Genomic DNA, 22,361 nt, shown 5'->3' with positions numbered 1-22,361 from the left:
CCGAGAGTGCGTCGATGAAGAAACTGCTCAAGGCCGTCCACCGCCGCCTCGGCCGGCCCTCGCCCGCCCGCGTCCTCGCCGTGCTCGCCGTCCTGGCCGCGGCGGGGCTCATGGCCGTCGCGCTGCTCGGGCCGCAGCGGCTCGTGTGGGCCGCGTCATTCGCGATGAGCCTCATCACCCTCGGCGGGCTGGCGCTGGTGTGGCGCGAGGCGAGGCAGGCCCGGCTCGAAGCCCGCGCGTCCGCCGAGCGCGCCGAAGTCACCTACCGCCGCATCCTCGCCGCGTTCGAGGTCGAGCGCCTCGCGGCCGAGCGCCGCCGGGCGGGGACCGACCGCGCTGCGTGACCTTCCGACCTGCGGGAGTACTCCTCCAGGGGCATGAGATTCCTCTCGGATCGGGCGAGGACCGGCCCCCGCGACCGGACGGTAGTATTGGCGCGCCGTGTAATTCACCTGTTCCGGGAGGGCCGCCCCCATGGAGGAGCCGATCATTCAGGCTCGTGACCTCGGGATCTGCTTTGCGAAAGGCAAGCAGAAGAAAGGCCGGGTCAAGGACCTGTTCGTGCGGCGCGCCGCCAACAAGCAGGGTGCCCAGCAGCAGGACTTCTGGCCGCTGCGCCACGTCAACTTCGACATCTTCCCCGGCGACGCCGTCGGCATCATCGGACGCAACGGCACCGGCAAGTCGACGCTGCTGCGCCTCATCACCGGGGTCCTCATCCCCGACGAGGGCTACGTGCGCCGCGAAGGCCGCGTCGCGCCCCTCATCGCCCTGTCCGCCGGGTTCTCCGGCGAGCTCACCGGCCGCGAGAACGTCAACCTGGTGGCCGCCCTCCACGGCATGACCACCAAGGAGATCAAGGCCAAGTTCGACGAGATCGTCGACTTCTCCGAGCTCGAAGACTTCATCGACACGCCCGTCAAGTACTACTCCTCGGGCATGAAGGTCCGCCTCGGCTTCGGCGTCATCACGCAGCTCCCGCACCCGATCCTCCTGGTCGACGAGGCCCTCGCCGTCGGCGACGCCGCGTTCAAGCGCAAGTGCCAGCAGGTCATCGCCGGGCTCCTCAAGGAGGGCCGGACCCTCGTGTTCGTGTCCCACTCCGAAGGCGACCTGAAGAAGTACTGCGAGCGCGGCATCTTCCTCGACGCAGGGACCCTGGAGACCGACGGCACGGTCGAAGAGGCCCTCGCCGCCTACAAGGAGGCCGAGGCCCGCGACGCCAAGGCCAAGGAGGAGCGCAAGGCCCGCCGCGCCGCCGCGGCGGCGAAGGCCGCCGAGCAGGCCGCCCCCGTCCCGGCCCTCGTACCGGGAGCGGGCGAGGCGTGAGCCGGGCCGTCATCCTGCCGGCCCCGGGCGGCTTCGCCGACATCGATGAGGACCGCACGGTCCTCGACCGGCTCATCGCGCAGATCCGCGAGGCCGGCTGCGACGACGTCACCGTCCTCACCAGGCCCGGCACGGACCGGCCCGTCAAAGCGACCCAGCTCCCGTCGGCGGACGCCGACGCCGACCTGGCCCACCTCGGGGAGATCGCGTTCTCCGGCGACGGGCCCCTGTTCGTCGCCTGCGCCGACCTCGTGGCCTCCCAGACGACCGTCGCCGCCGTCCTCTCCGACTCCTCGCGCCGCTCCGGGGTCCTCGTCGGCGCCGACGACCCGACCGCGGCCACCGTCCTCGTCGAGCGCGGCCTGGTCACCGGCCCCGGGCCCGGGCAGACCCGCCTCGGCGGCCTCGCGAAGGTCTCCGCGGCGCACCTCGCCCGCCTGGAGCGGCACTGGCCGCGCCAGGCCCGGGGGGACGCCTTCGAAGGCGTCCTCGCCGCGCTCCACGCCCGTGCCGTCCCCGTCAACGCCTACCGCACCTCGGGCCTGGAGCACCGCCAGGTCGCGACCGGCGAGGAGGCCCGCGAGGTCATCGCCGCGTTCGAGGCCGTCGACATGGACGCGTGGCGGCTCAAGAACGCCGTCAAGCACGACGACGACTTCTTCGCGACCTACGCCGTCTCGTCCTGGTCCCCGAAGCTCGTGAAGCTCTCGGCGCGCCTCGGCTGGACCCCGACGCCGATCACGTGGGTGTCGATCACGCTCGCGGTCGCCGCCGCCGGGATCTTCGCCACCGGCTGGTCCTGGTGGTATCTCGCGGCCGCGGCGCTCATGTACTTCAGCTTCGTCTTCGACTGCGTCGACGGCCAGCTGGCCCGGTACACCCAGAACTTCTCCTCGTTCGGCGGCTGGCTCGACATGATGGCCGACCGCTCGAAGGAGTTCCTCATCTACGCGGGCCTCGCCGCGGGCGCCGTCGCGGGCGGCGCCTCCGCCCCGGCCGCGTGGGGCCTCGCCATCGCCGCCATGGCGACCCAGACCGTCAGGCACACCGCCGACACCTGGTACGCCGTGCTCCTCGACACCGCCGTGGTCCGCCAGGCCCGCAAGCGCGAGTCGGCGCCGCCCTCGGGCCGCGCCGCGCACCTCGGCGAACGCCTCGGCTCCGCCTCCGAGCAGGTCATGGGCGCGCACCGCTCGGTCCTGTACTGGGCGAAGCGGACCATTGTGGCGCCCGTCGGCGAGCGGTGGCTGCTGCTCGCCGTCGCCGCCGTCGCGTTCGGGCCGCAGACCGCCATCGCGGCGCTCCTGTGCTGGCAGCTCCTCGCCCTCGGGTACACGACCGCGGGCCGCACGCTCCGGTCCCTCGCGGCCCGGACCGCGGCCCTGCGACGCCCCGACCGGTCCGCGCACCGCGACGACGGGCCGATCGCCCGCCTCGCCCCGCGCGCCCGCTTCGGCGGCGACATGACGCCGTTCGCCGCGACCGCCGCCGCCGTCCTCGCCGCCGGTGCCGCCGTGCTCGCCGCGGCCCTCGGGACGCCCCCGTGGGTCCCGTTCGGGCTCGCCGCGCTCGCGCTGGTCCTGGCCGGGTCGGTGGCCCGCACCGACCACGAGGGCATCCTCGACTGGTACATCCCGGCCGGGCTGCGCGCCGTCGAGCTCGGCGCGATCTGCTCCGCCGGGATCGCCGCCGAGGTCGCCTGGCCGGTCCTGTACCTGCTGCTCACCGTGATCGCCCTGTACTTCTACGACCTCGCCGCGGGCCTCGACAAGGCCGCCTCGCCGGTGGCCCGCCGGGACCTCGGCCTCGGCTGGCCCGTGCGCAGCCTCATCGCGCTCGTCGCCGCGGCCGTCGCCGTCGCGACCGGGCCTGTAGTGGCCACAGTGGTCTACGGAGTGCTCGCGGTGTACGTCGCGTCGGTGTTCGTCGGCGCGGTCGTGGCCGGGACGGTCCGCGCCTCGCGCGCCGCGGCCGCCTGAGGCGAACCCGCTTCCGCCCGCACCTCATTGACTTCCAAGCGAACTCGTTCGGCGTACATGTCCGTACGGGCGGGCGGCGCTCGCTTTGCGCGACTAAGGTGTACGTGTGCGCAAGTGTGGGCTCCGGCGTCTGGTGCTCGTCGCGTCCGTGATCGGGGCGGTGGGCGTGCTCTCCCTGCCCTGGTACGGCGCCGGAACCGGACCCGAAGGCGAATCCATATCCCATGTGGACTGGGTGAACGCCGACGAGACCAACCCGTGGCCGCCCGGCACCGACCTCACCGAGAGCCCCAGCTACGACGGCGACGGCACCGCAGACGGCGATGACGACGGCACCGACGGTGACGGGGAGCCCGGCGGCGACGGCCCCACAGGCGAGGCGGGCGAGCCCGGCTCGGGCCCCGTGGACGGCGGCTCCGGCGACGCGAAGGACGGCGGCCTCCTCGGCCTCTCGTTCCCCGTGCAGGCCGGCATGAGCGTCGGCCTCCTCGCGCTCGCGTTCCTGGCGCTGCTGCCGGGCCGCAGGATGCCCGCGGACCTCCGCTGAGCTACAGCGCCGAGTACGTGTAGCCGCGCCGCTCGAACTCGGCGAGGATCGATTCGAGGGCCCCGCACATGTCCTTCTGGTTCGACGCGCCGTCGTGCAGCAGGATGATCGCGCCGGGCTTCGAGGCGTCGAGCACGCGGGTCTTGATCTGCGACTCGGTCGTCGCGTTGTCCCAGTCCGAGGGGTCCACGGCCCAGTGCAGCGACTCCATGCCCATGTCGGCGGCCACGCCGATGGCCCGCTCGGTCCACTGGCCGCCCGGGTGGCGGAAGTACTCGATGGTCGCGCCGGGCGCGGCCTTCGTGATGGCGTCGTTGGTGCGCTGGAGGTTCGCGCGGATCTCCTCATCGCTCCACGTGCCGAGGTCGAACTCGTGGTACCAGGAGTGGTTGCACAGCGTGTGGCCCTCGCGCACGATGTCGGCGACGAGCTCGGGGTAGGCCTCCGCGTAGGCGCCGATGAGGCAGAACGTGGCCTTGATGCCGCGCTCGCGGAGCATGTCGAGGACCTTCGGCGTCCACTCGGGGGACGGCCCGTCGTCGAAGGTGAGGGCGACCGAGTCGTCGCCGGTGTGGTTGCGGGTCCCCAGGGGCCCGTCGTACGTGTTCGACGCGGGCTCGGCGGCCGGAGCCGAGGAGGGCGCGCCGGGGGCCTCGGAGGACGGCGACGGCGAGGCGCTCGTCTCGGCCGGGTCCTCGGCGGCGGTCGTCTCGGAGGCCGGATCGGAGTCGTCCGCGGTGTCGGGGGACTCCCCGTCGTCCTCGGCGGGGGACGAGGGGGCCTCGCTGCCGGTAGGCTCGGTCGCGGTCAGGGTCCCCGCGGGCGGCGCGTCGCCCTCGGGCCACATCCAGGCGAGCAGGAGCAGCGCGAGCAGCGCTGCCGCGATGCCGAACTTGTGGCGTCCCATGCGGAGATTGTAGGCGTCCCGGGCCATCTGTCCGATGATTCGAGGAGTGGCGATGCGACTGGTCGTGGGAATGACGGGCGCGACGGGCGCGGTGTTCGGGGTGCGCCTGCTCGAAGCGCTCCGCGCGACCGGCACGGTCGAGACGCACTTGGTGATGAGCCGCTGGGCGCGCACCACGCTGCGGCTGGAGACCGGCTACGAGCCCGCCGACGTCGCGGCGCTCGCGGACTTCACATGGGGCCCCGCGGAGCAGGCCGCGCCGATCTCCTCGGGGTCATTCCGCACCGACGGCATGGTCATCGCGCCGTGCTCGATGAAGACCGTCGCGGCGGTGCGCACCGGCTACACGGAGGGGCTCATCGGGCGGGCCGCCGACGTGACGCTGAAGGAGCGGCGCCGCCTCGTGCTCCTCGCGCGCGAGTCGCCGCTCTCGGAGATCCACCTGGAGAACCTGCTCGCGCTCTCGCGGATGGGCGCGGTCGTGCTCCCGCCGGTCCCCGCGTTCTACAACCGGCCCGAGACGATCGACGACATCGTGGACCACGTGGTGGCCCGCACCCTCGACCAGTTCGGGCTCGACTACGCCAAGGCGCGGCGCTGGGACGGCTTGGGCGACAATGGTTCCAATGCACCCTTGGACGACGATGCCCCCTTGGGGGACGAGGAGTAGCCGGTGGACACCCTGATGTGGGAGGCCAAGGCCGCCGAGGGCCGCGGCGCGGAACTGCTGCGCTGGGTCCTCGACGAGGGCGTGCGCGCGATCGCCGACCCCGCGGTCCGCACCGAGGTGTTCGTCGCGGGCGACCGCGTCGTCGTGATCGCGGTCGCCGACGACCCCCCGCGCCGCCTCCCGGACCCGCCGGAGGAGCTCATCGCGCGGGCCCCGCACGCGTGGCCGTTCACGCGGGTGAACATCGCGACCTAGCGGCCGATGCCCTGGTATGTCCAGCCGTGCTTGCGCCACTGCTCCGGGTCGTAGGCGTTCATGCCGTCGAGGAGGCGGCGCTCGGCGACCTGGCGGCCCAGGGCCTCGGGGTCGAGGGTGCGGAACTCCTCCCACGGGACCATCGCGCACACCACGTCGGCGCCCGCCACGGCCTCGGCGAGGGTCTTCACGAACGACAGCTCCGGCGCGAACGCCTTCGCGTTCTCCAGGCCCTCCGGGTCGTAGACCACGACGTCGGCGCGCGCCGCGCGCAGGCGGCGGGCGATATCGAGGGCGGGGGAGTCGCGGATGTCGTCGGTGTCGGGCTTGAACGTCGCGCCCAGGTAGGCGATGCGCACGCCCGACAGGTCCGGCCCGTTCGGGCCCGGCGTGCGCCCCACGAGGTTCGCCACGGACCGCACGGTGTGCGCGCGGCGGCGGGTGTTCACGGCGTCGACCTCGTCGAGGAACCGGAACGACTCGCCCACGCCGAGCTCGCCCGCGCGCGCCGAGAGCGCCCGGATGTCCTTCGGCAGGCAGCCGCCGCCGAAGCCGATGCCGGCGCGCAGGAACTTGTTGCCGATGCGCTGGTCGTAGCCGATGGCCTTCGCCAGGTCGGCGACGTCGCCGCCGGTGACCTCGCACAGGTCGGCCATCGCGTTGATGAAGGAGATCTTGGTCGACAGGAACGCGTTCGCCGCGACCTTCACCAGCTCCGCGGTCGCGAGGTCGGTCTCGACGACCGGCACTTCGCGGTCCTCGACCGCGGCGAGCTCCAGGAGGCCGCGGTGGACGTCCTTGAGCAGGTCGGAGGCCCACTCGGACTGGGCGGCGTAGACGATCCGGTTGGGGCGCAGCACGTCGTGCATCGCGTTCGACTCCTGGAGGAACTCCGGGCTCCACCCGACCTCGACGCCCAGGCCCTCGGGGGCGTGGCGGTCGACGAGCTCCTGGACCCACTGCGCGGTGCCCACGGGCACGGTCGACTTGCCGACGATGAGGACCTTGCGCGTCAGGTGCTGCGCGAGGTCGACCACCGAGGACTCGATGTAGGACAGGTCCGCGCGGTGCTCGCCCTTGAGCTGGGGGGTGCCGACGCAGATGAAGTGGACGTCGGCGAAGTCGGCGACGGCCTTGATGTCCGTGGTGAACCGCAGCCGCCCCGTGTCGAGGTTCTTCTTCAGCAGCTCGGGCAGGCCCGGCTCGTGGATCGGGAGGACTCCGGAGGCCAGGGCCTCGATCTTCGGGGAGTCGACGTCGTACCCGATCACCTCGTAGCCCAGTTCCGCGAAGCAGATCGCGTAGGTCGCCCCGAGGTAGCCGCAGCCCAGGAAGGAGATGCGGGGACGGGTCGTCGGGTTCTGCGAGGGGGTCTGGTTCGCGTTGGCCATCAGATGCGTGCCCTGTCTGTAGATCGGTGCAGTGCTGGTCGGTGCGGGTCCGGGGTGCTGCGGCGCCCGTACACATGATCCCGCATCGCGCGGCGACCTCGAATTGTACGTGAACGTCCCTATGGCCTGCGCCATCGTATATTCAGCTCCACGCTTGAACTTCCGATGACGTTGCGGGGAAGCCGCGGATAATTCACGGTGTCGGCCGTCACCGGTCGGACGGTCCATGGGCTACACTCGGCGGGTATTACCGACGAGTAACAATTACGCAGGGACACTGCGCAGAGACACTGCCGGGAGCCATCGATGTCCACCGGGTTCAGCCCCTATCAGCTGCCAGAAGAGTACGACGACATCCGCGCCGCGACCCGCTCGGTCTGCGACGCCGGGGTCGCCCCGCACGCCGCCGAGGCCGACGAGACCGCGACGTTCCCCGAGCAGTCCTACGAGGCCCTCAAGTCCGCCGACCTCCACGCCCCGCACATCCCCGCCGAGTACGGCGGCGCGGGCATCGACGCGCTCGGCACCGCCATCGTCATCGAAGAGGTCGCCCGCGCGTGCGCGTCCTCCTCGCTCATCCCGGCGGTCAACAAGCTCGGGTCCCTCCCGGTCCTCCTCGACGGCTCCGAAGACCTCAAGCGCCGCTACCTGCCGCCCGTCGCGGCCGGGGACGCGATGTTCTCCTACTGCCTCTCCGAGCCCGAGGCGGGCTCCGACGCCGCCTCGATGACGACCCGGGCCGTCAAGGACGGCGACGGGTGGGTCCTCGACGGCGTCAAGCGCTGGATCACCAACGCGGGCGTCAGCGAGTACTACACGGTCTTCGCCGTCACCGAGCCCGGCAAGGGCCCCAAGGGGATCTCCGCGTTCGTGGTCGAGAAGAACGACGCGGGCGTCTCCTTCGGCAAGCCCGAGAAGAAGCTCGGCATCAAGGGCTCCCCGACCGCGGAGGTCTACTTCGACGGCGTGCGCCTGCCCGCCGACCGGCTCATCGGCCAAGAGGGCCAGGGGTTCTCGCTCGCCATGCGCACCCTCGACCACACCCGCGTCACCATCGCCGCGCAGGCCCTCGGCATCGCCCAGGGCGCCCTCGACGCCGCCACCGCCTACGCCGCCGAGCGCGAGCAGTTCGGCAAGCCGATCGCCGCGTTCCAGGGCGTCCAGTTCCTCCTCGCCGACGCCGCCATGAAGATCAGCGCCGCAAGGGAGCTCACCTACGCCGCCGCCGCCCGCTCCGAGCGCAGCGACGCCGACCTCACCTACTTCGGCGCCGCCGCCAAGTGCTTCGCCTCCGACGCCGCCATGCAGATCACCACCGACATGGTCCAGGTCCTCGGCGGCTACGGCTACACCCGCGACTTCCCCCTGGAGCGCATGATGCGCGACGCCAAGATCACCCAGATCTACGAGGGCACCAACCAGGTCCAGCGCATCGTCATCGCCCGGGAGCTCCAGCGCGGCAACGCGTTCTAGCGGTACGACAGCAAGGAGGCGGGCCCCGTGCGGGGCCCGCCTCCTTTTTATCGTTCGGCGGGTCAGCCGTGGAACAGGGCGTCGAACTGCTGCTTGCCTTCCGCGCGCAGCCAGGTGTCGAGGTCCATGAGCGACGGGTGCAGCTCGCGCAGTGCGGGGATGTCGGCCTGCCAGCCGCCCCGGTTGTTGGCGAACTCGTAGCCGGCCCGGGCGTCCGGGTCCGGCCCGGTGAGGGCCTCCAGCGGGATGGCGCGGTAGGCGACGGCGACTCCGGTGGCGCGGCTGATCGCGTCGACGACCTGCGGGAGCGTCATCTCGTCCCCGGCGATTTCGAGCGCCTGGCCGAGGTACCGGTCCGGGTCGGCGAACGCCAGGGCCGCGAACGCGCCGATGTCGGTGGCGGCGATGAGCTGGACGGGCACCTCCGGTTTGACGACGTCGGTCAGGACGCCGTCGCGCACCCCCATGGCCGCATTGGACTGGTTCTCCATGAACCGGACGGGGCGCAGGATCGTGTGGGGCAGGCCCAGCGCGCGGATGCGGTGCTCGATCTGCCACTTGCTCTCCCAGCGGCGGATGCCGGGGGAGCGGTCGACTCCGGCGACCGAGGTGTAGACGAGGTGGCGGACCCCGGCGTCGTGCGCCGCCTCGACCACGTTCAGGCCCATCCGGACCTCGTCCTCGACGGTGAAGCCGGGCGGGGTGCCGGGGTAGCCCATGGTGGGCTGCACGCTGAAGACCCCGTGCGCGCCTTGGATCGCCGCATCGAGGGAGGCCCGGTCGTCCATGTCGCCCGGGACGACCTCGGCGCCTGCTGCTTCCAGCGCCTGAGCGCCGGTGCCGGCCGGGTCGCGGACGAGCGCCCGCACCCGCCATCCGGCCGCCAGGAGCTGCCGGGCGGCGGCGCTGCCTTGCGTGCCGGTGGCTCCGGTGACCAGCACGGTGGGATTCCTTGTCGTCATGGCGGCCTCCTGTGGGCGCATCAAATGGGGGATTTCCCCGGTTTCCGCTTGCTAATATATGGGGAGAGTCCCCAGTTTGTCAAGAGAGGACGCCATGACCACACCGCCGCCGCGGCCCGCGCTCCGGGCCGACGCACGCCGCAACGCCGAACGACTGGTCAGTGCCGCTCGCGAGGTCTTCGCCGAGCGGGGCGTCGACGTCCCGATGGACGACATCGCCCGTGCCGCAGGGGTCGGCAACGCGACCCTCTACCGCCGCTTCCCGACCCGGCGGGCGCTGCTCCAGGCCGTCCACCGCGACGAGATCGATGCGCTGCACGCGCGGTCGCAAGAGCTGCTCGCCGCACCGTCCCCGGACGAGGGGCTGGCGACCTGGCTGCGGGAGCTCGCCATGCAGGGGAGCACGTCGCGCAGCCTGGCCACGGCGCTGATGAACGCGCTGAAGGACGAGGGCGCCGACGTCTCCTGGTGCCGCGAGACGATGCACGCAGCCGCGGCGGCCCTGCTCGACCGGGCCCAGCGGGCCGGGTCGGTCCGCGGCGACATCACCGCGGGCCAGGTCCTCAAACTCGTCAACGCCGTCGCCTTCGCCACCGAAGGCGGGCCCGACGCGCAGCGGCAGGCGGATCGACTCCTGACCGTGGTGATGGACGGCCTGCGCTCCAGGGATTGAGCGCGATCCGGGCCGGAGTGTTCTAGGCTCCGGCTTCGATGCGTTCGGCGCGCTGCTCGGGGAGTTCGGGGGCGGGGCGCTTGCGGGGACCGGTGAGGGCGACGGCCCAGACGGCGGCGAGGGCGAGGTAGGCGGCGGCGACGAGCGGCCAGGGGAGGGCGAGGCCCGCGACGAGGGCGCGGAGGTGGAGGGCGACGGCGAGCATGCCGATCGTGGCCGTGAGCTTCGCGGGCGGGATGCGGCCGGTGAGCCACGCGGCGAAGGGGGCCGCGACGGCGCCGCCGAGCGCGAGGCCCTCGGCGAGGGGCATGCCGACGGCGAGGGACTGCGGGGCGAAGATCCAGAAGCCGAGGAGCGCGGCCGCGGCGGCGGAGGTCTGGCCGACCGCGGCCGAGCCGACCGCGCGGCGCGGTTCGAGACGCGAGACGGCGAGGAGGACGGGCACCGTGACCGGGCCCCAGCCGCCGGAGACCGCTCCGGCGAAGCCGCCGACGAGGCCCGCGGGGAGCGTGAAGCCGGTCCGGGCCGGACCGAGGGGGACCCGGCCGTGGTAGCCGCGCCAGGCGAGGACCGCGCCGACCGCGATCAGGGCGGCGCTGGCGACGGGGGTGGCGCCGTCGAGTCCGGCGAGGGACGCCAGCGCCCAGGCCCCGGCGAAGCCGCCGACAGCGCCGGCGGCGGCGAGGCGGATCGCGGTGGGCCAGTGGACGTTCCCGAAGCGGGTGTGCGCGGCCGCGGCCATGACGCCGGAGACCAGGGAGGCGGAGGCGAGCGCGGCGGCGGCCACGACGGGCGCGAGGCCGATCCCGGTGAGCATCGCGGCCGCGACGGTGCCGAAGCCCATGCCCAGGGCGCCGTCGACAAGCTGGGCGACGAGGCCCGCCGCCGCGGCGGAGGCGACGGCGATCGAGACGGGCACGTGCGGCTCCCTCCGGTTCGGACGGCACCAGGATAGAACGGCGCCGCGAGTGCTCCCGCGGGCGTCCGGCGGGGCCGGCGCGGGCGTCCCCGCACGCCTCCGACATGCCGGATCAGAGGCGCCCGCCACCCGGTGAGGGGCCGGATGCGCTGGGCGAGACCAGGGTCATAGCGTGGGGGAACGGTCCTGGTTACGCTCGCGTAGCCCCTACCGGCAACCAGCCTGCGCGACACACAGGCTTTCGAGCAATGCAGAGGAGCATTCGATGGGTAAGAAGGTCACGGTCGTCGGCGCCGGTTTCTACGGCTCCACCACCGCCCAGCGCCTGGCCGAGTACGACGTCTTCGACGAGGTCGTCCTGACCGACATCGTCGAGGGCAAGCCCGAGGGCATCGCCCTGGACATGAACCAGTCCCGCACCATCGAGGGCTTCGAGACCAAGGTCGTCGGGGCCACGACCGACAACGACGGCAACGGCTACGAGAAGACCGCCGGGTCCGACGTCATCGTCATCACCGCGGGCCTCCCGCGCAAGCCCGGCATGAGCCGCATGGACCTCCTCGAAGTGAACGCCCGCATCGTCCGCGGCGTCACCGAGAACCTCGTCAAGCACTCCCCGAACGCCGTCATCATCGTCGTCTCGAACCCGCTCGACGAGATGACCGCCCTCGCGCAGCTCGCCTCCGGCTTCCCCAAGCACCGGGTCCTGGGCCAGGCGGGCATGCTCGACACCGCCCGCTTCACGAACTTCGTGGCCGAGGAGCTCCAGGTCCCCGTCAAGTCGGTGACGACCCTGACGCTCGGCTCGCACGGCGACACCATGGTGCCCGTCCCCTCGCAGTCGTCGGTCGACGGCAAGCCGCTCGCCGAGCTCCTCCCGGCCGACAAGGTCGAGGAGCTGGTGACCAAGACCCGCAACGGCGGCGCCGAGATCGTGGCGCTGCTCAAGACCGGCTCGGCGTACTACGCGCCGTCGGCCGCGGCCGCCCGCATGGCGAAGGCCGTCGCCGAGGACTCCGGCGCGGTCATGCCCGTGTGCGCGTGGGTCGACGGCGAGTACGGGATCTCCGGCGTCTACCTGGGCGTCAACGCGAAGATCGGCGCCGAGGGCGTCAAGGAGGTCGTCGAGACCCCCCTCCACGACGATGAGCTGGCGAACCTCAAGGAGGCCGCCGAGGCCGTCCGCGCCAAGCAGGCCGACGTCGCCGAGCTCTAGAGCAGGGTTCACGAGGGGCGCCCGCGGTTCGCGGGCGCCCCTCGTGTCGTTCCGCGTCCGCGAACGGGGCGTTCGGATACCGGGCCGGGCCCTGATCGGGCGTCGCTAGGCTTACGCCCGTGACGGGCATCAGGCAGCGCATCGGTCGTATCGCCCCAGGCGACTGGGAGCCGTTCGTCGTGCGGCGACCGGCCTCGTGGTGGCCCGAGGTCCTCCTGGCGATCGCGTTCACGGCGTGCACGGTGCTGGCGTCGTTCCACAGCCCGCTGATCGACCTCGACATCTGGATCCGCGACTTCTCCGACGCGCACCGGCCCCCGTGGTTCGACTGGTTCCTGGTGCAGACGAACAAGCTCGGCCAGGGCGGGTTCCTCTCCGGGCTCGCACTCGGCATCGCCGCGATCATCGGTTACTTCAAGCAGACCGTGCGACCCGTGGTCGCGTTCTTCGGCGCATACGTGCTCACCGCGCTGGTGCTGGTCCTCAAGCTCGCGTTCCCGCGGATCTACCCGCACTGGCCGCGCCCCGAGCCGGGCCCGTTCGCGAACGCGGCGCAGTCGCTCCTGTACTGGCCCGACCGGTCCGAGCTCGGCGAGATCGGCGACACCGCGGTCGGCGCGTACCCGTCGGGGCACGTGGTGAACACGCTCATCTGGTACGGGCTGCTCGTCATGCTCACCGGCGCGGTCCTCAAGACCTGGCAGCGGCGGCTCCTGCTCTCCGCGCCCGTCGCCATCGTGTTCTTCTCCACGACCTACCTCGGGTTCCACTGGCTCACCGACTCGATCGCGGGGCTGTTCATGGGGATGGTGCTCATCAGGGTCATGCAGCGCGTCCACTGGACGACGATCCCGCTGCCGCTCTGGCTCGAACCCGAACGGCGATATCGCCGCCCCTGACCGGTAACCGGTGCGCGGTATCGTCTCGGCATGCCCACTCCGCCGCGAGCGCAGCCGCCCCTCCAGCGCCGTCTCGGCCTTCCTTCAGCGATCGCGATCGGCCTCGCCTCGATGCTCGGCGCCGGCGTCTTCACCGTCTGGGCGCCCGCCGCCCGGGCCGCCGGGTCCGGCCCCGGACTCCTTGCGGCCCTGGCCATCGCCGCGTTCATCGCCTACTGCAACGCCCGCTCCTCGGCCCGCCTCGCGGCGCTGCACCCGCAGTCCGGCGGGGCGTACGTGTACGGGACGGTGCGCCTCCACCCGGCCGCCGGGTTCGCCGCGGGCTGGGGGTTCCTGGTCGGCAAGACCGCCTCCGGCGCCGCGATGGCGCTGACGCTCGGCGCGTACCTGCTCCCGGGCCATCCGCGGGCGCTCGCGGCGGCCGCGGTCGTCGCGTTCTGCGCCGTGAACCTGCTGGGCGTCAAGCGGACCGCGCTCGCGTCGGCCGTGTTCGCGGGGATCACCGTCGCGGTCCTCGCGATCGTCGTGGCCGCCGGGCTCACCGGGCCCGTCGCGGCCCGGCCGCTGGGGGACACGCACCCGTGGGGCGTGCTCACCGCCGCGGGGTTCGTGTTCTTCGCGTTCGCCGGGTACGCGCGCATCGCGACCCTCGGCGAGGAGGTGTCGAGGCCCGAGAAGACCATCCCGCGGGCCGTCGCGATCACCTTGGGCGCCACCGTGCTCGTGTACGCGGCCGTCGCGGTGACCGCGCTGAGCGTGCTCGGCGCCGGGACGCTCGCCGAGTCGACCGCGCCCCTCGCCGACCTCGCGGCCGCCGCCGCGCCCGCCGTGAAGCCCCTCGTGGCCGTCGGCGCGGGGATCGCGACCGCGGGCGTGCTCCTGAGCCTCCTGGCGGGGATCGGGCGGACGGCGCTGGCGATGGCCCGCGACGGGCGCCTGCCGGGGCCGCTGACGGCGGTCTCGGAGCGGTTCGGGGTCCCGTGGGCGGCCGAGGTCGCCGCGAGCGCGGTCGTCCTCGTCATGGTGTCCACGATGGATCTCGCGGGGGCGATCGGGTTCTCGGGGTTCTGCGTGCTGATCTACTACGCGGTCGCGAACGCTTCGGCGGTCACGCTGGACGCCCGGGCCCCGCTGCCGTGGATGGGGCTCGCCGGGTGCCTGCTCGTGGCCGCGAGCCTGCCCATGGCCGCGGTGCTCGGAGGCCTCGCGGTGTTCGCTGCGGGGGCCGTCTGGTTCTGGATTACCGAAAGGCGCAGCGCTGCTTAACGTGCGGCGCGCCTCGCGTCCCGGGCCGCCCGCAGCCGCCGCACGACCGCGGGCTGCTCGGCGGCGGCCTCCGGGTGGTCGATGAGGCGCGCGAGCTGCTGGTAGTACCGCTCGGGGGTGAGCTCCAGCTCGTCGGCGATGGCCTGCGTCTTCGCGCCCGAGGCGCGCCACCAGCGCGCCTCGAACTCCAGGATGCGGGTCTCGGTGCCGGAGAGCTTCGACTCGGCCTCGAAGCGCTGCGGGGCCGCCTGCCGCGGCGGCTCCTGGGCCCTCGCCTCCCGGGCCGGGGCGTCGCGCAGGGGCCGCTGGGGCGCGGGCCCCCCGTCGTCCTCCTGGCGGGCGCGGGTGCTTCTGGCGGTGGGGCGTTGACCGGGAGGCATGGGGCGGCTCCTTGCTCGGTTTACTCGATCCAGTCGATGAGGTCGGCGACCGAATCCTTGACGTGGTTGGGCCGGAACGGGTAGCGCTCGACCTCTTCCATAGTGTCAGTGACCCCCGACAGAACGAGGACCGTTTCGAGGCCCGCTTCGAGGCCCGACAGCACGTCGGTGTCCATGCGGTCGCCGATCATCACGGTCGACTCCGAGTGGGCCCCGATGCGGCGCAAGGCGTTGCGCATCATCAACGGGTTCGGCTTCCCCACGAAGTACGGCTCCGAACCCGTCGCCGCAGTGATCATCGCCGCAACCGCGCCGCACGCCGGGAGGATGCCCTCCAGCGACGGGCCCGTCGTGTCCGGGTTGGTGCAGATGAACCGCGACCCGCCCTTGATGAGCCGCGCGGCCGTCGTGATCGCCCCGAAGTCGTACCGGCGGGTCTCGCCCAGGACCACGTAGTCCGGGCGGTAGTCGGTGAGCACGAACCCGATCTCGTGCAGCGCCGTCGTCAGGCCCGCCTCGCCGATGACGTACGCCGAGCCCTTCGGGCGCTGCGAGTGCAGGAAGTCCGCCGTCGCCATCGCCGAGGTGTAGATGTTCTCCGCCGGGACCGAGAGTCCCGAGTTCTTCAGGCGCGCATGGAGGTCGCGCGGCGTGTAGATCGAGTTGTTGGTGAGGACGAGGAACGCCTTCCCCGCCTCCTGAAGCTTCTCGATGAGCTTGTTCGCTCCGGGAACGGGCACCCCCTCGTGGACGAGCACGCCGTCCATGTCCGAGAGCCAGCTGTCGAAGGGTCCAGGTGTAGTCATGGTCAACATCTTGCCATCGCATCGGCCGAACGGCGAGGTGCGGACGTAAAGTGGTGGCCGTGGAGACGGCATTGACAGCCGCGCTCGTCATCGCCGCAGGCGCCATGGCGGGTGCACTCGGCTACTGGACCATCCGAACCGCGAGGAACAAATGAGCGAGCGCGAAGTACCGGCGGAGTTCGCCTCGACCTTCGAGAAGGTCGAGCCCTACCCGTTCGAGGAGACCGACGACCTCCGGCAGGGACCGAGCCTGCACGACGACCTGCTGCCGCTCCTCCCGCTCGTGGGCCGCTGGCGCGGCCGCGGCCAGGGCGGCTACCCCGGGACCGAGGACTTCCTGTACGCCCAGGAGGTCGCGTTCCTCCACGACGGCCGCCCGTTCCTGCGCTACCACTCCCGCTCCTGGATCGTCGACCCCGACGGCAAGCCCGTCCGGCCCGCCGCCCAGGAGACCGGCTGGTGGCGCGTCGTCAAGGGCGAGGACCCGAGGAAGCCCGAGGTCGAAGTGCTCCTCGCGCACCCGACCGGCGTCCTCGACCTCTACTACGGGCACGTCGACGGCACGCGCATCGAGATCGCCACCGACGCCGTCGTCCGCAGCCCGCAGGCCAAGGAGGTCACCGCGGGCAAGCGCCTCTACGGCATCGTCGAAGGCGCCCTCATGTACGCCCAGGAGATGGCCGCCGAAGGCCACCCCATGAGCCCCCACCTGAGCGCCAGCCTCAACCGCGTCGCCGGGTAGGACCGCTAGAAGTCGCCGGGCCAGAGGTCGTCTTCCGGCTTCACCGGCTTGTCGGAGAAGGACTTCGCGGTGACCGGGCCGTCGGCGGCCTTGAGGACCCTGCCGAGGAGCGTGAGGGCCCCGGGCTTGCTCAGGGGCTCGTTGCCGTTGCCGCACTTGGGGGACTGGATGCAGGAGGGGCAGCCGGAGGTGCACTCGCACCCGGCGATGGCCTCGCGGGTGGCGCCGAGCCAGTCGGTCCACTTGCGGAACGCCTGCTCGGCGAAGCCCGCACCGCCCGGGTGGCCGTCGTAGACGAACACCGTGGGCAGCTCGGTGTCCATGTGCGCGGGCGTCGACAGGCCCCCGATGTCCCACCGGTCGCACGTCGCGATCAACGGCAGCAGCCCGATCGACGCGTGCTCGGCGGCGTGGAGCGACCCCGCGAGGTCCTTCAGCCCGTCGAGGGACTCCGGGTCCACCGTCCACCACACCGCCACCGTGCGCAGCGTCTGCGGCGGCAGGTCGAGCTGCTGCGTGTCGATCACCTCCCCGGAAGGGAGGCGGCGGCGCTGGTAGGAGATGACGCACGACGTCACCTCCACCTCGCCGAGGCTCAGCGTCACGTCGCCCATCTCCAGGCGCTCGCGCTCCGCGAGGATCTCCAGGTGCGTGATCTCCTGCGCGCTCGTCGTCCACGGCGGCTTCGCCGCGTGCACCAGCGCCAGGCCCTCCTCCAGGTCGAGGTCGTCCACGAGGTACGACTCGCCCTGGTGGAGATAGAGGGCCCCGCGGTGGACGAGCCGATGCGAGGCGGCCGCGTCGATCGTGCCGATGAGCCGGCCCGTGCTCGTCTCCGCGATGTCGACGCCCATCGGCCCCGACCCGCGCAGCGTCACCTCCGGGCGCTCCGAGCCGATCCAGTAGTACCGGCCCCCGGCGCGCCTGCGCAGCAGCTTCTGCTCGCACAGCTCCTCGGCCACGGCCTTGCTTCCGGGGATCGACGCGAGGTCGGACTCCTTGAGCGGCAGCTCCTCCGCGGCCAGGCACAGGTGCCCGGCGAGCACGTACGGGTTCGACGGGTCGCACACCGACGCCTCCACCGGCCGGTCGAAGATCGCCTCCGGATGGTGCACCAGGAACGTGTCGAGCGGGTCGTCCTTCGCGAGCATCACCGCGAGCGCCTCGGTGTCGCCGCGGCCCGCGCGTCCGATCTGCTGCCAGAACGACGCGAGCCGCCCGGGGTACCCGCACAGGAGCACCGCGTCGAGGCCCGTCACGTCGATGCCCAGCTCCAGGGCGTTCGTCGTCGCCACCCCGAGCAGGCGCCCCTCGCGCAGGTCCGCCTCCAGGTCCCGGCGGTGCTCGCGCAGGTACCCGGCCCGGTACGCCGCGATGCGGCCCGCCGCGGGGTCGGCGCCGAGCCGCGACTTCGCTTCGGCCGCAACGATCTCCGCACCCCGCCGGGACGGCACGAACGCGAGCGTGCGCACCCCGCGCCGCACCAGCTGCGCGAGCATCCGCGCGGTCTCCGACAGCGTCGACGCCTGCTGCGGCTCGCCTTCGACCTCGTACGTCACCGGCTCCCACAGGGCCACGGTCGCCCCCGGCGACGGCGAGGAGTCGACGGTGACGGCCGTGGCGGGCCGTCCGGTGAGGACCGACAGCGACGCCGCCGGGTCGGCCGCGGTCGCGCTGGCGGCGATGACGACCGGGCTCGCGCCGTAGTGCTCGGCGAGGCGCAGCAGCCGCCGCAGCGTCAGCGCCACGTGCGCGCCGAAGACGCCGCGGTAGACATGGCACTCGTCGACGACGACGTACTTGAGGTCCTTGAGGAGCGAGCGCCACATGCGGTGGCGGGGGAGCAGCGAGTGGTGGAGCAGGTCGGGGTTGGACAGGACCAGGTTCGCGAACCGCTGCGCCCACTGGCGGTGCTCGAACGGCGTGTCGCCGTCGACGATCGCGGGGATGAGCCCGGGGACCTCGAACTCGGCGACGGCCCGCGCCTGGTCCGCCGCGAGGGCCTTCGTCGGGGCGAGGTAGAGGGTGCGGCCGGGCCCGTCGGCGGCGGCCTCGGTGAGCAGCGGCAGCAGGTACGCGAGGGACTTCCCGGAGGCCGTGCCCGTGGCGATGACGGTGTCGCGGCCCTCGAACGCGTGCGTGGCGGCCTCGGCCTGGTGCGGCCACGGCAGCGTGATCCCGGTGTCCTCCAACGCTTTGCGGACGGTGTCGGGCACCCACTCGGGCCACTGGGCGCGCACGGACGCCCGAGCGGGGAGCTTCCGGAGGTGCACGACGCCGCCGTCCTCGGAGTCGAGGGCGGCGATGAGCTGGTCGGCGGACATCCTGCAATGATGCCGCAACCGGCCGACACCGCACCCCGGGCGACAGTGCCCGCCCGCATATCGGTCATACGCTCCCGGCTCATGTCCACTCGGAACGCAGTACGCTTATGGGCCAAGACACACTCCAGCCAGCTAGGAGAGACGGCGTGAGGGGAACTTCAGGCGACGGGGCGCCCGAGCCCGAACTGGGGCTGAGCCTTTCGACCGTCGGCGACTACGCGGTCATCAGCGTCACCGGCGAGATCGACATGTACACCGCGCCGCAGCTGCGCGAGGCCGTCCGCCAGCTCTCCTCCGAGGGGCGCATGCGGGTCGCCATCGACCTGACCCCCACCGAGTTCTGCGACTCCACCGGCCTGGGCGTCCTCATCGGCGCCCGCCGCCGCCTCTCCGACGCCGGGGGCAGCCTCGTCGTCGTGTGCGCCAACCCCCGCATCCGCAAGCTCCTCGACCTCACCGGCCTGGACAAGGTCCTCGACGTGAGGGAAGCGGTGCCCGGCGAGTGAACGGCTCCAGGCACGACCGCACCGGTGGAAGGCGGCCGGAGCCCGCGACGGTCAGGTTCGCCTTCACCCCCGCCGCCGCCTACGTGCGCGCCGCGAGGCTCGTCGCCGCCGACGTCGCCGCCCGCTCCGGTGTCGCCACCGGGCTCCTCGACGAGGTCCGCCAGGCCGTCGGCGAGGCGTGCACGCGCGCGGTCCTGCGGCACCGCGACCGCGGACTGCGCGACCTCGTGCGCGTAGAGTTTTCGATCGGTGATCGTTTTGTAGCGAAAATCACCGACAACGCGCAGGATTTGCGCGCGCGCTCCGGCGACCGGGTCGGTGCGGGCACCGTCGGCGGCGATGCGCGAGCGAACGATCACGACGCGCTCGAAGAGGACACCCTGTCCGAGGAGATCACCCTCATCGTCCTCGGCGGACTGGTCGAAGACCTGGTGGTGACCGGTCCCGACGCCGACGGGGGCACCACCGTCAGCATGTCCTGGCCCCTCCCCGGGTCCGCTTCGGCGACCGACCACTGAGGCCTCGCACACCCTCCCGGGGCGGCGTGACCGAACCCACTCCGAAAGCCCTCATCTCGTTACACTCCGCACGTTAAGTCAGCCGCGTCACGCGGCGACGGCCGCCCGCTTCCCCGGAGCGGCCCCCTACGTGTCTGCGAAGGAGCGCGCCCTGCCTGCGCTGCTTCTTTTCTATGGAGGAACTACATGCATACGTTGCTCGCCAACGGCGACGAGAGCGTAGGCGCGCTGGAAGGCGCGAACCTCAGCCTCGTCGTGCTCGCGGCCGTGCTGGCGCTCATCGCGCTCGGCGGCGCCGCGGCGCTCGTCAAGAGCATCCTGAAGGCCGGGACCGGCACCGACAAGATGCGCGAGATCTCCGGGGCCGTCCAGGAGGGCGCCTCGGCCTACCTCAACCGCCAGTTCAAGGCGCTGGGGATCTTCGTCGTCATCGCCGTGGTCCTGCTCTTCCTGCTCCCGGCCGAAGGCGGCACGGACGTCCGCATCGGACGGAGCGTGTTCTTCATCGTCGGCGCCGTGTTCAGCTCGTTCATCGGCTGGGCCGGCATGAGCATGGCGACCCGCGCGAACGTGCGCGTCGCCGCCGCCGCCCGCGACGGCAAGCCCACCACCGCGATGCACCTGGCGTTCCGCACCGGCGGCGTGGTCGGGTTCATGACCGTGGGCCTGGGCCTGCTCGGCGCCTCGGTCGTGGTCTTCATCTACAACGCCGACGCGCCCGTGGTCCTGGAGGGCTTCGGCTTCGGCGCCGCGCTCCTCGCGATGTTCATGCGCGTCGGCGGCGGCATCTTCACCAAGGCCGCCGACGTCGGCGCCGACCTCGTCGGCAAGGTCGAGCAGGGCATCCCCGAGGACGACCCGCGCAACCCGGCGACCATCGCCGACAACGTGGGCGACAACGTCGGCGACTGCGCCGGCATGGCCGCGGACCTCTTCGAGTCCTACGCCGTCGTGCTCGTCGCGAGCCTCATCCTCGGCCGCGCCGCGTTCGGCGAGACCGGCCTGGTGCTGCCGCTGCTGGTGGCCTCCGTCGGCATCGTCTGCGCGATCCTCGGCGTCATCATCACCCGCATGCGGGCCTCCGACGCCTCGGGCCTGACCGCGATCAACCGCGCGTTCTACATCTCCGCGGTCGTGGCCGCGGCGCTCACCGCGGCGGCCGTGTTCTGGTACGTGCCCTCGGACTGGTCCGAGCTCGGCACCAGCGCCGACTTCGCCGACGTCCCGGTCAGCCCGCAGATCCTCGCCGCCGGCTCGGTCGTCATCGGCATCGCCCTGGCCGCGGCCATCATGGCGCTGACCGGCTACTACACCGACACCCGCTACAAGCCCACGAAGACCGTCTCAGCCTCGACCCGCACCGGCGCGGCCACGAACATCCTCTCCGGGTTCTCGCTCGGCCTGGAGTCCGCGGTCTACACGGCGCTCACCATCGCCGCGGCCGTCCTCGGCGCGTACCTCCTCGGCGGCGGCGAGATCCTCATCAGCCTGTTCGCGGTGGCGCTCGCGGGCTGCGGCCTGCTCACCACCGTCGGCGTCATCGTCGCCATGGACACCTTCGGGCCCATCAGCGACAACGCGCAGGGCGTCGCGGAGATGTCCGGCGACGTCGAGGGCGAGGCCGCGCAGACCCTCACCGACCTGGACGCGGTGGGCAACACCACCAAGGCCATCACCAAGGGCATCGCGATCGCGACCGCGGTCCTGGCCGCGACCGCCCTGTTCGGCTCCTACACCGACGCGGTGGCCTCCGAGGGCCTCGCGGGCGGCGCACTGTTCGAGACGCTGAACATCGCCGACCCGGTCAACATCGTCGGCTTCATCATCGGCGCGAGCGTCGTGTTCCTGTTCTCCGGCCTCGCGATCAACGCCGTCGCCCGCTCCGCGGGCGCCGTCGTCAACGAGGTCCGCGACCAGTTCGCGCGCTTCCCCGGGATCATGGAGGGCACCCAGCGGCCCGAGTACGGCCGCGTGGTCGACATCTGCACCCGCGACGCCCAGCGCGAGCTGGTCACCCCGGGCCTGCTCGCGATCACCGCGCCCATCGCCGTCGGCTTCGGCCTCGGCGTCGGCCCGCTCGCCGCGTACCTCGCGGGCGCGATCGCGTGCGGCGTCCTCATGGCCGTCATGCTCGCGAACTCGGGCGGCGCCTGGGACAACGCGAAGAAGGACGTCGAGGACGGCAACCACGGCGGCAAGGGCTCCGAGGCCCACGCCGCGGCCGTCATCGGCGACACCGTCGGCGACCCGTTCAAGGACACCGCCGGCCCCGCCATCAACCCGCTCCTGAAGGTCATGAACCTCGTGAGCCTCATCATCGCCCCGGCCGTCGTGGTCTACACGGTCGACGGCGTCGGCGGCGAGGCCTCCAGCCCCGTCCGCTGGATCATCGCCGGCCTCGCGGTCGCCGCGCTCGTCACGGCGATCGTCGTCTCCAAGCGCCGCTCCTCGGTGGTGGAGGCGGGGGAAGCCCGCACCCCGGAACAGCGTGAGTCGGTCGAGGTCGGCTAGCTTTCCGGGCTGGTACATCGGCGTGTGCCCCGTTCCCTCGGAACGGGGCACACCCATACTCAGGGGACGCAATGCGGAAGCGTGAGCT

Annotated in this window: 22 protein-coding genes; 15 read left to right on the top strand and 7 right to left on the bottom strand. The window is 72.3% G+C overall.

Annotation, left to right across the window (positions count from 1 at the left end; all coding sequences use genetic code 11):
• Positions 1–14 precede the first annotated feature (14 nt).
• The 4 genes from B0I28_RS11925 to B0I28_RS11910 all read left to right on the top strand — a co-directional run bounded on the left by B0I28_RS11925 (position 15) and on the right by B0I28_RS11910 (position 3,855).
• Positions 15–344: a hypothetical protein gene (locus B0I28_RS11925; protein ID WP_106364056.1), complete on the top strand. Its 330-nt coding sequence runs from the start codon at positions 15–17 to the stop codon at positions 342–344.
• A gap of 130 nt (positions 345–474) precedes the next feature.
• Entirely contained in the window at positions 475–1,329 is an 855-nt protein-coding gene (locus tag B0I28_RS11920) for an ABC transporter ATP-binding protein (protein WP_106364055.1), read from the top strand.
• Positions 1,326–3,308, top strand: a complete 1,983-nt coding sequence (locus tag B0I28_RS11915) for a CDP-alcohol phosphatidyltransferase family protein (protein WP_106364054.1) — start codon at positions 1,326–1,328, stop codon at positions 3,306–3,308. Before B0I28_RS11920 ends, B0I28_RS11915 begins: the two co-directional genes overlap by 4 nt.
• A 106-nt stretch (positions 3,309–3,414) precedes the next feature.
• The gene (locus B0I28_RS11910; protein WP_146148060.1) at positions 3,415–3,855 is read left to right on the top strand and encodes a hypothetical protein; all 441 of its coding nucleotides are present in this window, start codon (positions 3,415–3,417) and stop codon (positions 3,853–3,855) included.
• Between the two features lies 1 nt (position 3,856).
• Here B0I28_RS11910 and B0I28_RS11905 read toward each other — a convergent pair whose 3' ends face one another.
• Positions 3,857–4,762, bottom strand: coding sequence for a polysaccharide deacetylase family protein (locus tag B0I28_RS11905; protein WP_181245760.1), 906 nt, complete (start codon positions 4,760–4,762; stop codon positions 3,857–3,859).
• A 52-nt stretch (positions 4,763–4,814) separates the two neighbouring features.
• Here B0I28_RS11905 and B0I28_RS11900 point away from each other — a divergent pair, with 52 nt between their 5' ends.
• Positions 4,815–5,432, top strand: coding sequence for a UbiX family flavin prenyltransferase (locus tag B0I28_RS11900; protein WP_106364051.1), 618 nt, complete (start codon positions 4,815–4,817; stop codon positions 5,430–5,432).
• Positions 5,433–5,435: 3 nt separating this feature from the next.
• Positions 5,436–5,687, top strand: a complete 252-nt coding sequence (locus B0I28_RS11895) for a hypothetical protein (RefSeq protein WP_219926723.1) — start codon at positions 5,436–5,438, stop codon at positions 5,685–5,687.
• Here the strand turns inward: B0I28_RS11895 and B0I28_RS11890 are convergent.
• Complete coding sequence (locus B0I28_RS11890) at positions 5,684–7,078, bottom strand: UDP-glucose dehydrogenase family protein (RefSeq protein ID WP_219926722.1); 1,395 nt, start codon at positions 7,076–7,078, stop codon at positions 5,684–5,686. The two genes, B0I28_RS11895 and B0I28_RS11890, sit on opposite strands and share 4 nt — an antisense overlap.
• Positions 7,079–7,384: 306 nt before the next feature.
• On the opposite strand from B0I28_RS11890, the gene B0I28_RS11885 reads away from it, so the two are divergent.
• Positions 7,385–8,551, top strand: coding sequence for an acyl-CoA dehydrogenase family protein (locus B0I28_RS11885; protein WP_106364049.1), 1,167 nt, complete (start codon positions 7,385–7,387; stop codon positions 8,549–8,551).
• Positions 8,552–8,613: 62 nt separating this feature from the next.
• Here B0I28_RS11885 and B0I28_RS11880 read toward each other — a convergent pair whose 3' ends face one another.
• Entirely contained in the window at positions 8,614–9,513 is a 900-nt protein-coding gene (locus B0I28_RS11880; RefSeq protein WP_106364048.1) for an NmrA/HSCARG family protein, read from the bottom strand.
• 94 nt (positions 9,514–9,607) lie between these two features.
• Between B0I28_RS11880 and B0I28_RS11875 the strand changes: the two genes are divergently transcribed.
• On the top strand, positions 9,608–10,186 hold the full coding sequence (locus B0I28_RS11875) for a TetR/AcrR family transcriptional regulator (RefSeq protein WP_106364047.1): 579 nt from the start codon (positions 9,608–9,610) through the stop codon (positions 10,184–10,186).
• A 22-nt stretch (positions 10,187–10,208) separates the two neighbouring features.
• Here B0I28_RS11875 and B0I28_RS11870 read toward each other — a convergent pair whose 3' ends face one another.
• Entirely contained in the window at positions 10,209–11,105 is an 897-nt protein-coding gene (locus B0I28_RS11870) for a sulfite exporter TauE/SafE family protein (protein WP_106364046.1), read from the bottom strand.
• Positions 11,106–11,370: 265 nt separating this feature from the next.
• Here B0I28_RS11870 and mdh point away from each other — a divergent pair, with 265 nt between their 5' ends.
• The 3 genes from mdh (at position 11,371) to B0I28_RS11855 (ending at position 14,486) form a co-directional block, all read left to right on the top strand.
• Complete coding sequence (mdh, locus tag B0I28_RS11865) at positions 11,371–12,321, top strand: malate dehydrogenase (protein WP_106364045.1); 951 nt, start codon at positions 11,371–11,373, stop codon at positions 12,319–12,321.
• A gap of 119 nt (positions 12,322–12,440) precedes the next feature.
• On the top strand, positions 12,441–13,220 hold the full coding sequence (locus B0I28_RS11860; protein ID WP_106364044.1) for a phosphatase PAP2 family protein: 780 nt from the start codon (positions 12,441–12,443) through the stop codon (positions 13,218–13,220).
• 30 nt (positions 13,221–13,250) lie between these two features.
• On the top strand, positions 13,251–14,486 hold the full coding sequence (locus tag B0I28_RS11855) for an APC family permease (RefSeq protein WP_106364043.1): 1,236 nt from the start codon (positions 13,251–13,253) through the stop codon (positions 14,484–14,486).
• Here the strand turns inward: B0I28_RS11855 and B0I28_RS11850 are convergent.
• A complete protein-coding gene (locus tag B0I28_RS11850; protein ID WP_106364042.1) occupies positions 14,483–14,866 on the bottom strand; it encodes a DUF3263 domain-containing protein in 384 nt (127 codons plus the stop codon). The two genes, B0I28_RS11855 and B0I28_RS11850, sit on opposite strands and share 4 nt — an antisense overlap.
• Positions 14,867–14,886: 20 nt before the next feature.
• Positions 14,887–15,672, bottom strand: a complete 786-nt coding sequence (locus tag B0I28_RS11845) for an HAD-IIA family hydrolase (RefSeq protein WP_106364364.1) — start codon at positions 15,670–15,672, stop codon at positions 14,887–14,889.
• Positions 15,673–15,823: 151 nt separating this feature from the next.
• Here B0I28_RS11845 and B0I28_RS11840 point away from each other — a divergent pair, with 151 nt between their 5' ends.
• Complete coding sequence (locus B0I28_RS11840) at positions 15,824–16,414, top strand: heme-binding beta-barrel domain-containing protein (protein ID WP_106364041.1); 591 nt, start codon at positions 15,824–15,826, stop codon at positions 16,412–16,414.
• Between the two features lie 5 nt (positions 16,415–16,419).
• On the opposite strand, the gene B0I28_RS11835 is transcribed toward B0I28_RS11840, so the two are convergent.
• Positions 16,420–18,738: a DEAD/DEAH box helicase gene (locus B0I28_RS11835; protein ID WP_106364040.1), complete on the bottom strand. Its 2,319-nt coding sequence runs from the start codon at positions 18,736–18,738 to the stop codon at positions 16,420–16,422.
• Positions 18,739–18,884: 146 nt separating this feature from the next.
• Between B0I28_RS11835 and B0I28_RS11830 the strand changes: the two genes are divergently transcribed.
• The 3 genes from B0I28_RS11830 to B0I28_RS11820 all read left to right on the top strand — a co-directional run bounded on the left by B0I28_RS11830 (position 18,885) and on the right by B0I28_RS11820 (position 22,273).
• A complete protein-coding gene (locus B0I28_RS11830) occupies positions 18,885–19,244 on the top strand; it encodes an STAS domain-containing protein (RefSeq protein ID WP_245888952.1) in 360 nt (119 codons plus the stop codon).
• On the top strand, positions 19,241–19,762 hold the full coding sequence (locus B0I28_RS11825) for an ATP-binding protein (protein ID WP_106364038.1): 522 nt from the start codon (positions 19,241–19,243) through the stop codon (positions 19,760–19,762). The genes B0I28_RS11830 and B0I28_RS11825 overlap by 4 nt, the downstream gene beginning before the upstream one ends.
• A 186-nt stretch (positions 19,763–19,948) precedes the next feature.
• Positions 19,949–22,273: a sodium-translocating pyrophosphatase gene (locus B0I28_RS11820; protein ID WP_106364037.1), complete on the top strand. Its 2,325-nt coding sequence runs from the start codon at positions 19,949–19,951 to the stop codon at positions 22,271–22,273.
• Positions 22,274–22,361: the final 88 nt, after the last annotated feature.

This window comes from Glycomyces artemisiae (genome assembly GCF_003002955.1).
GTDB lineage: Bacteria > Actinomycetota > Actinomycetes > Mycobacteriales > Micromonosporaceae > Glycomyces > Glycomyces artemisiae.
This window is presented reverse-complemented; position numbering and strand designations above follow the sequence as displayed.

Excerpts from the sequence above, each read along its gene's own strand:
- B0I28_RS11925 (WP_106364056.1), top strand. The coding sequence starts at position 15 with ATGAAGAAACTGCTCAAGGCCGTCCACCGCCGCCTCGGCCGGCCCTCG.
- B0I28_RS11920 (WP_106364055.1), top strand. The coding sequence starts at position 475 with ATGGAGGAGCCGATCATTCAGGCTCGTGACCTCGGGATCTGCTTTGCG.
- B0I28_RS11905 (WP_181245760.1), bottom strand. The coding sequence starts at position 4,762 with ATGGGACGCCACAAGTTCGGCATCGCGGCAGCGCTGCTCGCGCTGCTC.
- B0I28_RS11900 (WP_106364051.1), top strand. The coding sequence starts at position 4,815 with ATGCGACTGGTCGTGGGAATGACGGGCGCGACGGGCGCGGTGTTCGGG.
- B0I28_RS11890 (WP_219926722.1), bottom strand. The coding sequence starts at position 7,078 with ATGGCCAACGCGAACCAGACCCCCTCGCAGAACCCGACGACCCGTCCC.
- B0I28_RS11885 (WP_106364049.1), top strand. The coding sequence starts at position 7,385 with ATGTCCACCGGGTTCAGCCCCTATCAGCTGCCAGAAGAGTACGACGAC.
- B0I28_RS11880 (WP_106364048.1), bottom strand. The coding sequence starts at position 9,513 with ATGACGACAAGGAATCCCACCGTGCTGGTCACCGGAGCCACCGGCACG.
- B0I28_RS11875 (WP_106364047.1), top strand. The coding sequence starts at position 9,608 with ATGACCACACCGCCGCCGCGGCCCGCGCTCCGGGCCGACGCACGCCGC.
- mdh (WP_106364045.1), top strand. The coding sequence starts at position 11,371 with ATGGGTAAGAAGGTCACGGTCGTCGGCGCCGGTTTCTACGGCTCCACC.
- B0I28_RS11855 (WP_106364043.1), top strand. The coding sequence starts at position 13,251 with ATGCCCACTCCGCCGCGAGCGCAGCCGCCCCTCCAGCGCCGTCTCGGC.
- B0I28_RS11850 (WP_106364042.1), bottom strand. The coding sequence starts at position 14,866 with ATGCCTCCCGGTCAACGCCCCACCGCCAGAAGCACCCGCGCCCGCCAG.
- B0I28_RS11845 (WP_106364364.1), bottom strand. The coding sequence starts at position 15,672 with ATGACTACACCTGGACCCTTCGACAGCTGGCTCTCGGACATGGACGGC.
- B0I28_RS11840 (WP_106364041.1), top strand. The coding sequence starts at position 15,824 with ATGAGCGAGCGCGAAGTACCGGCGGAGTTCGCCTCGACCTTCGAGAAG.
- B0I28_RS11835 (WP_106364040.1), bottom strand. The coding sequence starts at position 18,738 with ATGTCCGCCGACCAGCTCATCGCCGCCCTCGACTCCGAGGACGGCGGC.
- B0I28_RS11820 (WP_106364037.1), top strand. The coding sequence starts at position 19,949 with ATGCATACGTTGCTCGCCAACGGCGACGAGAGCGTAGGCGCGCTGGAA.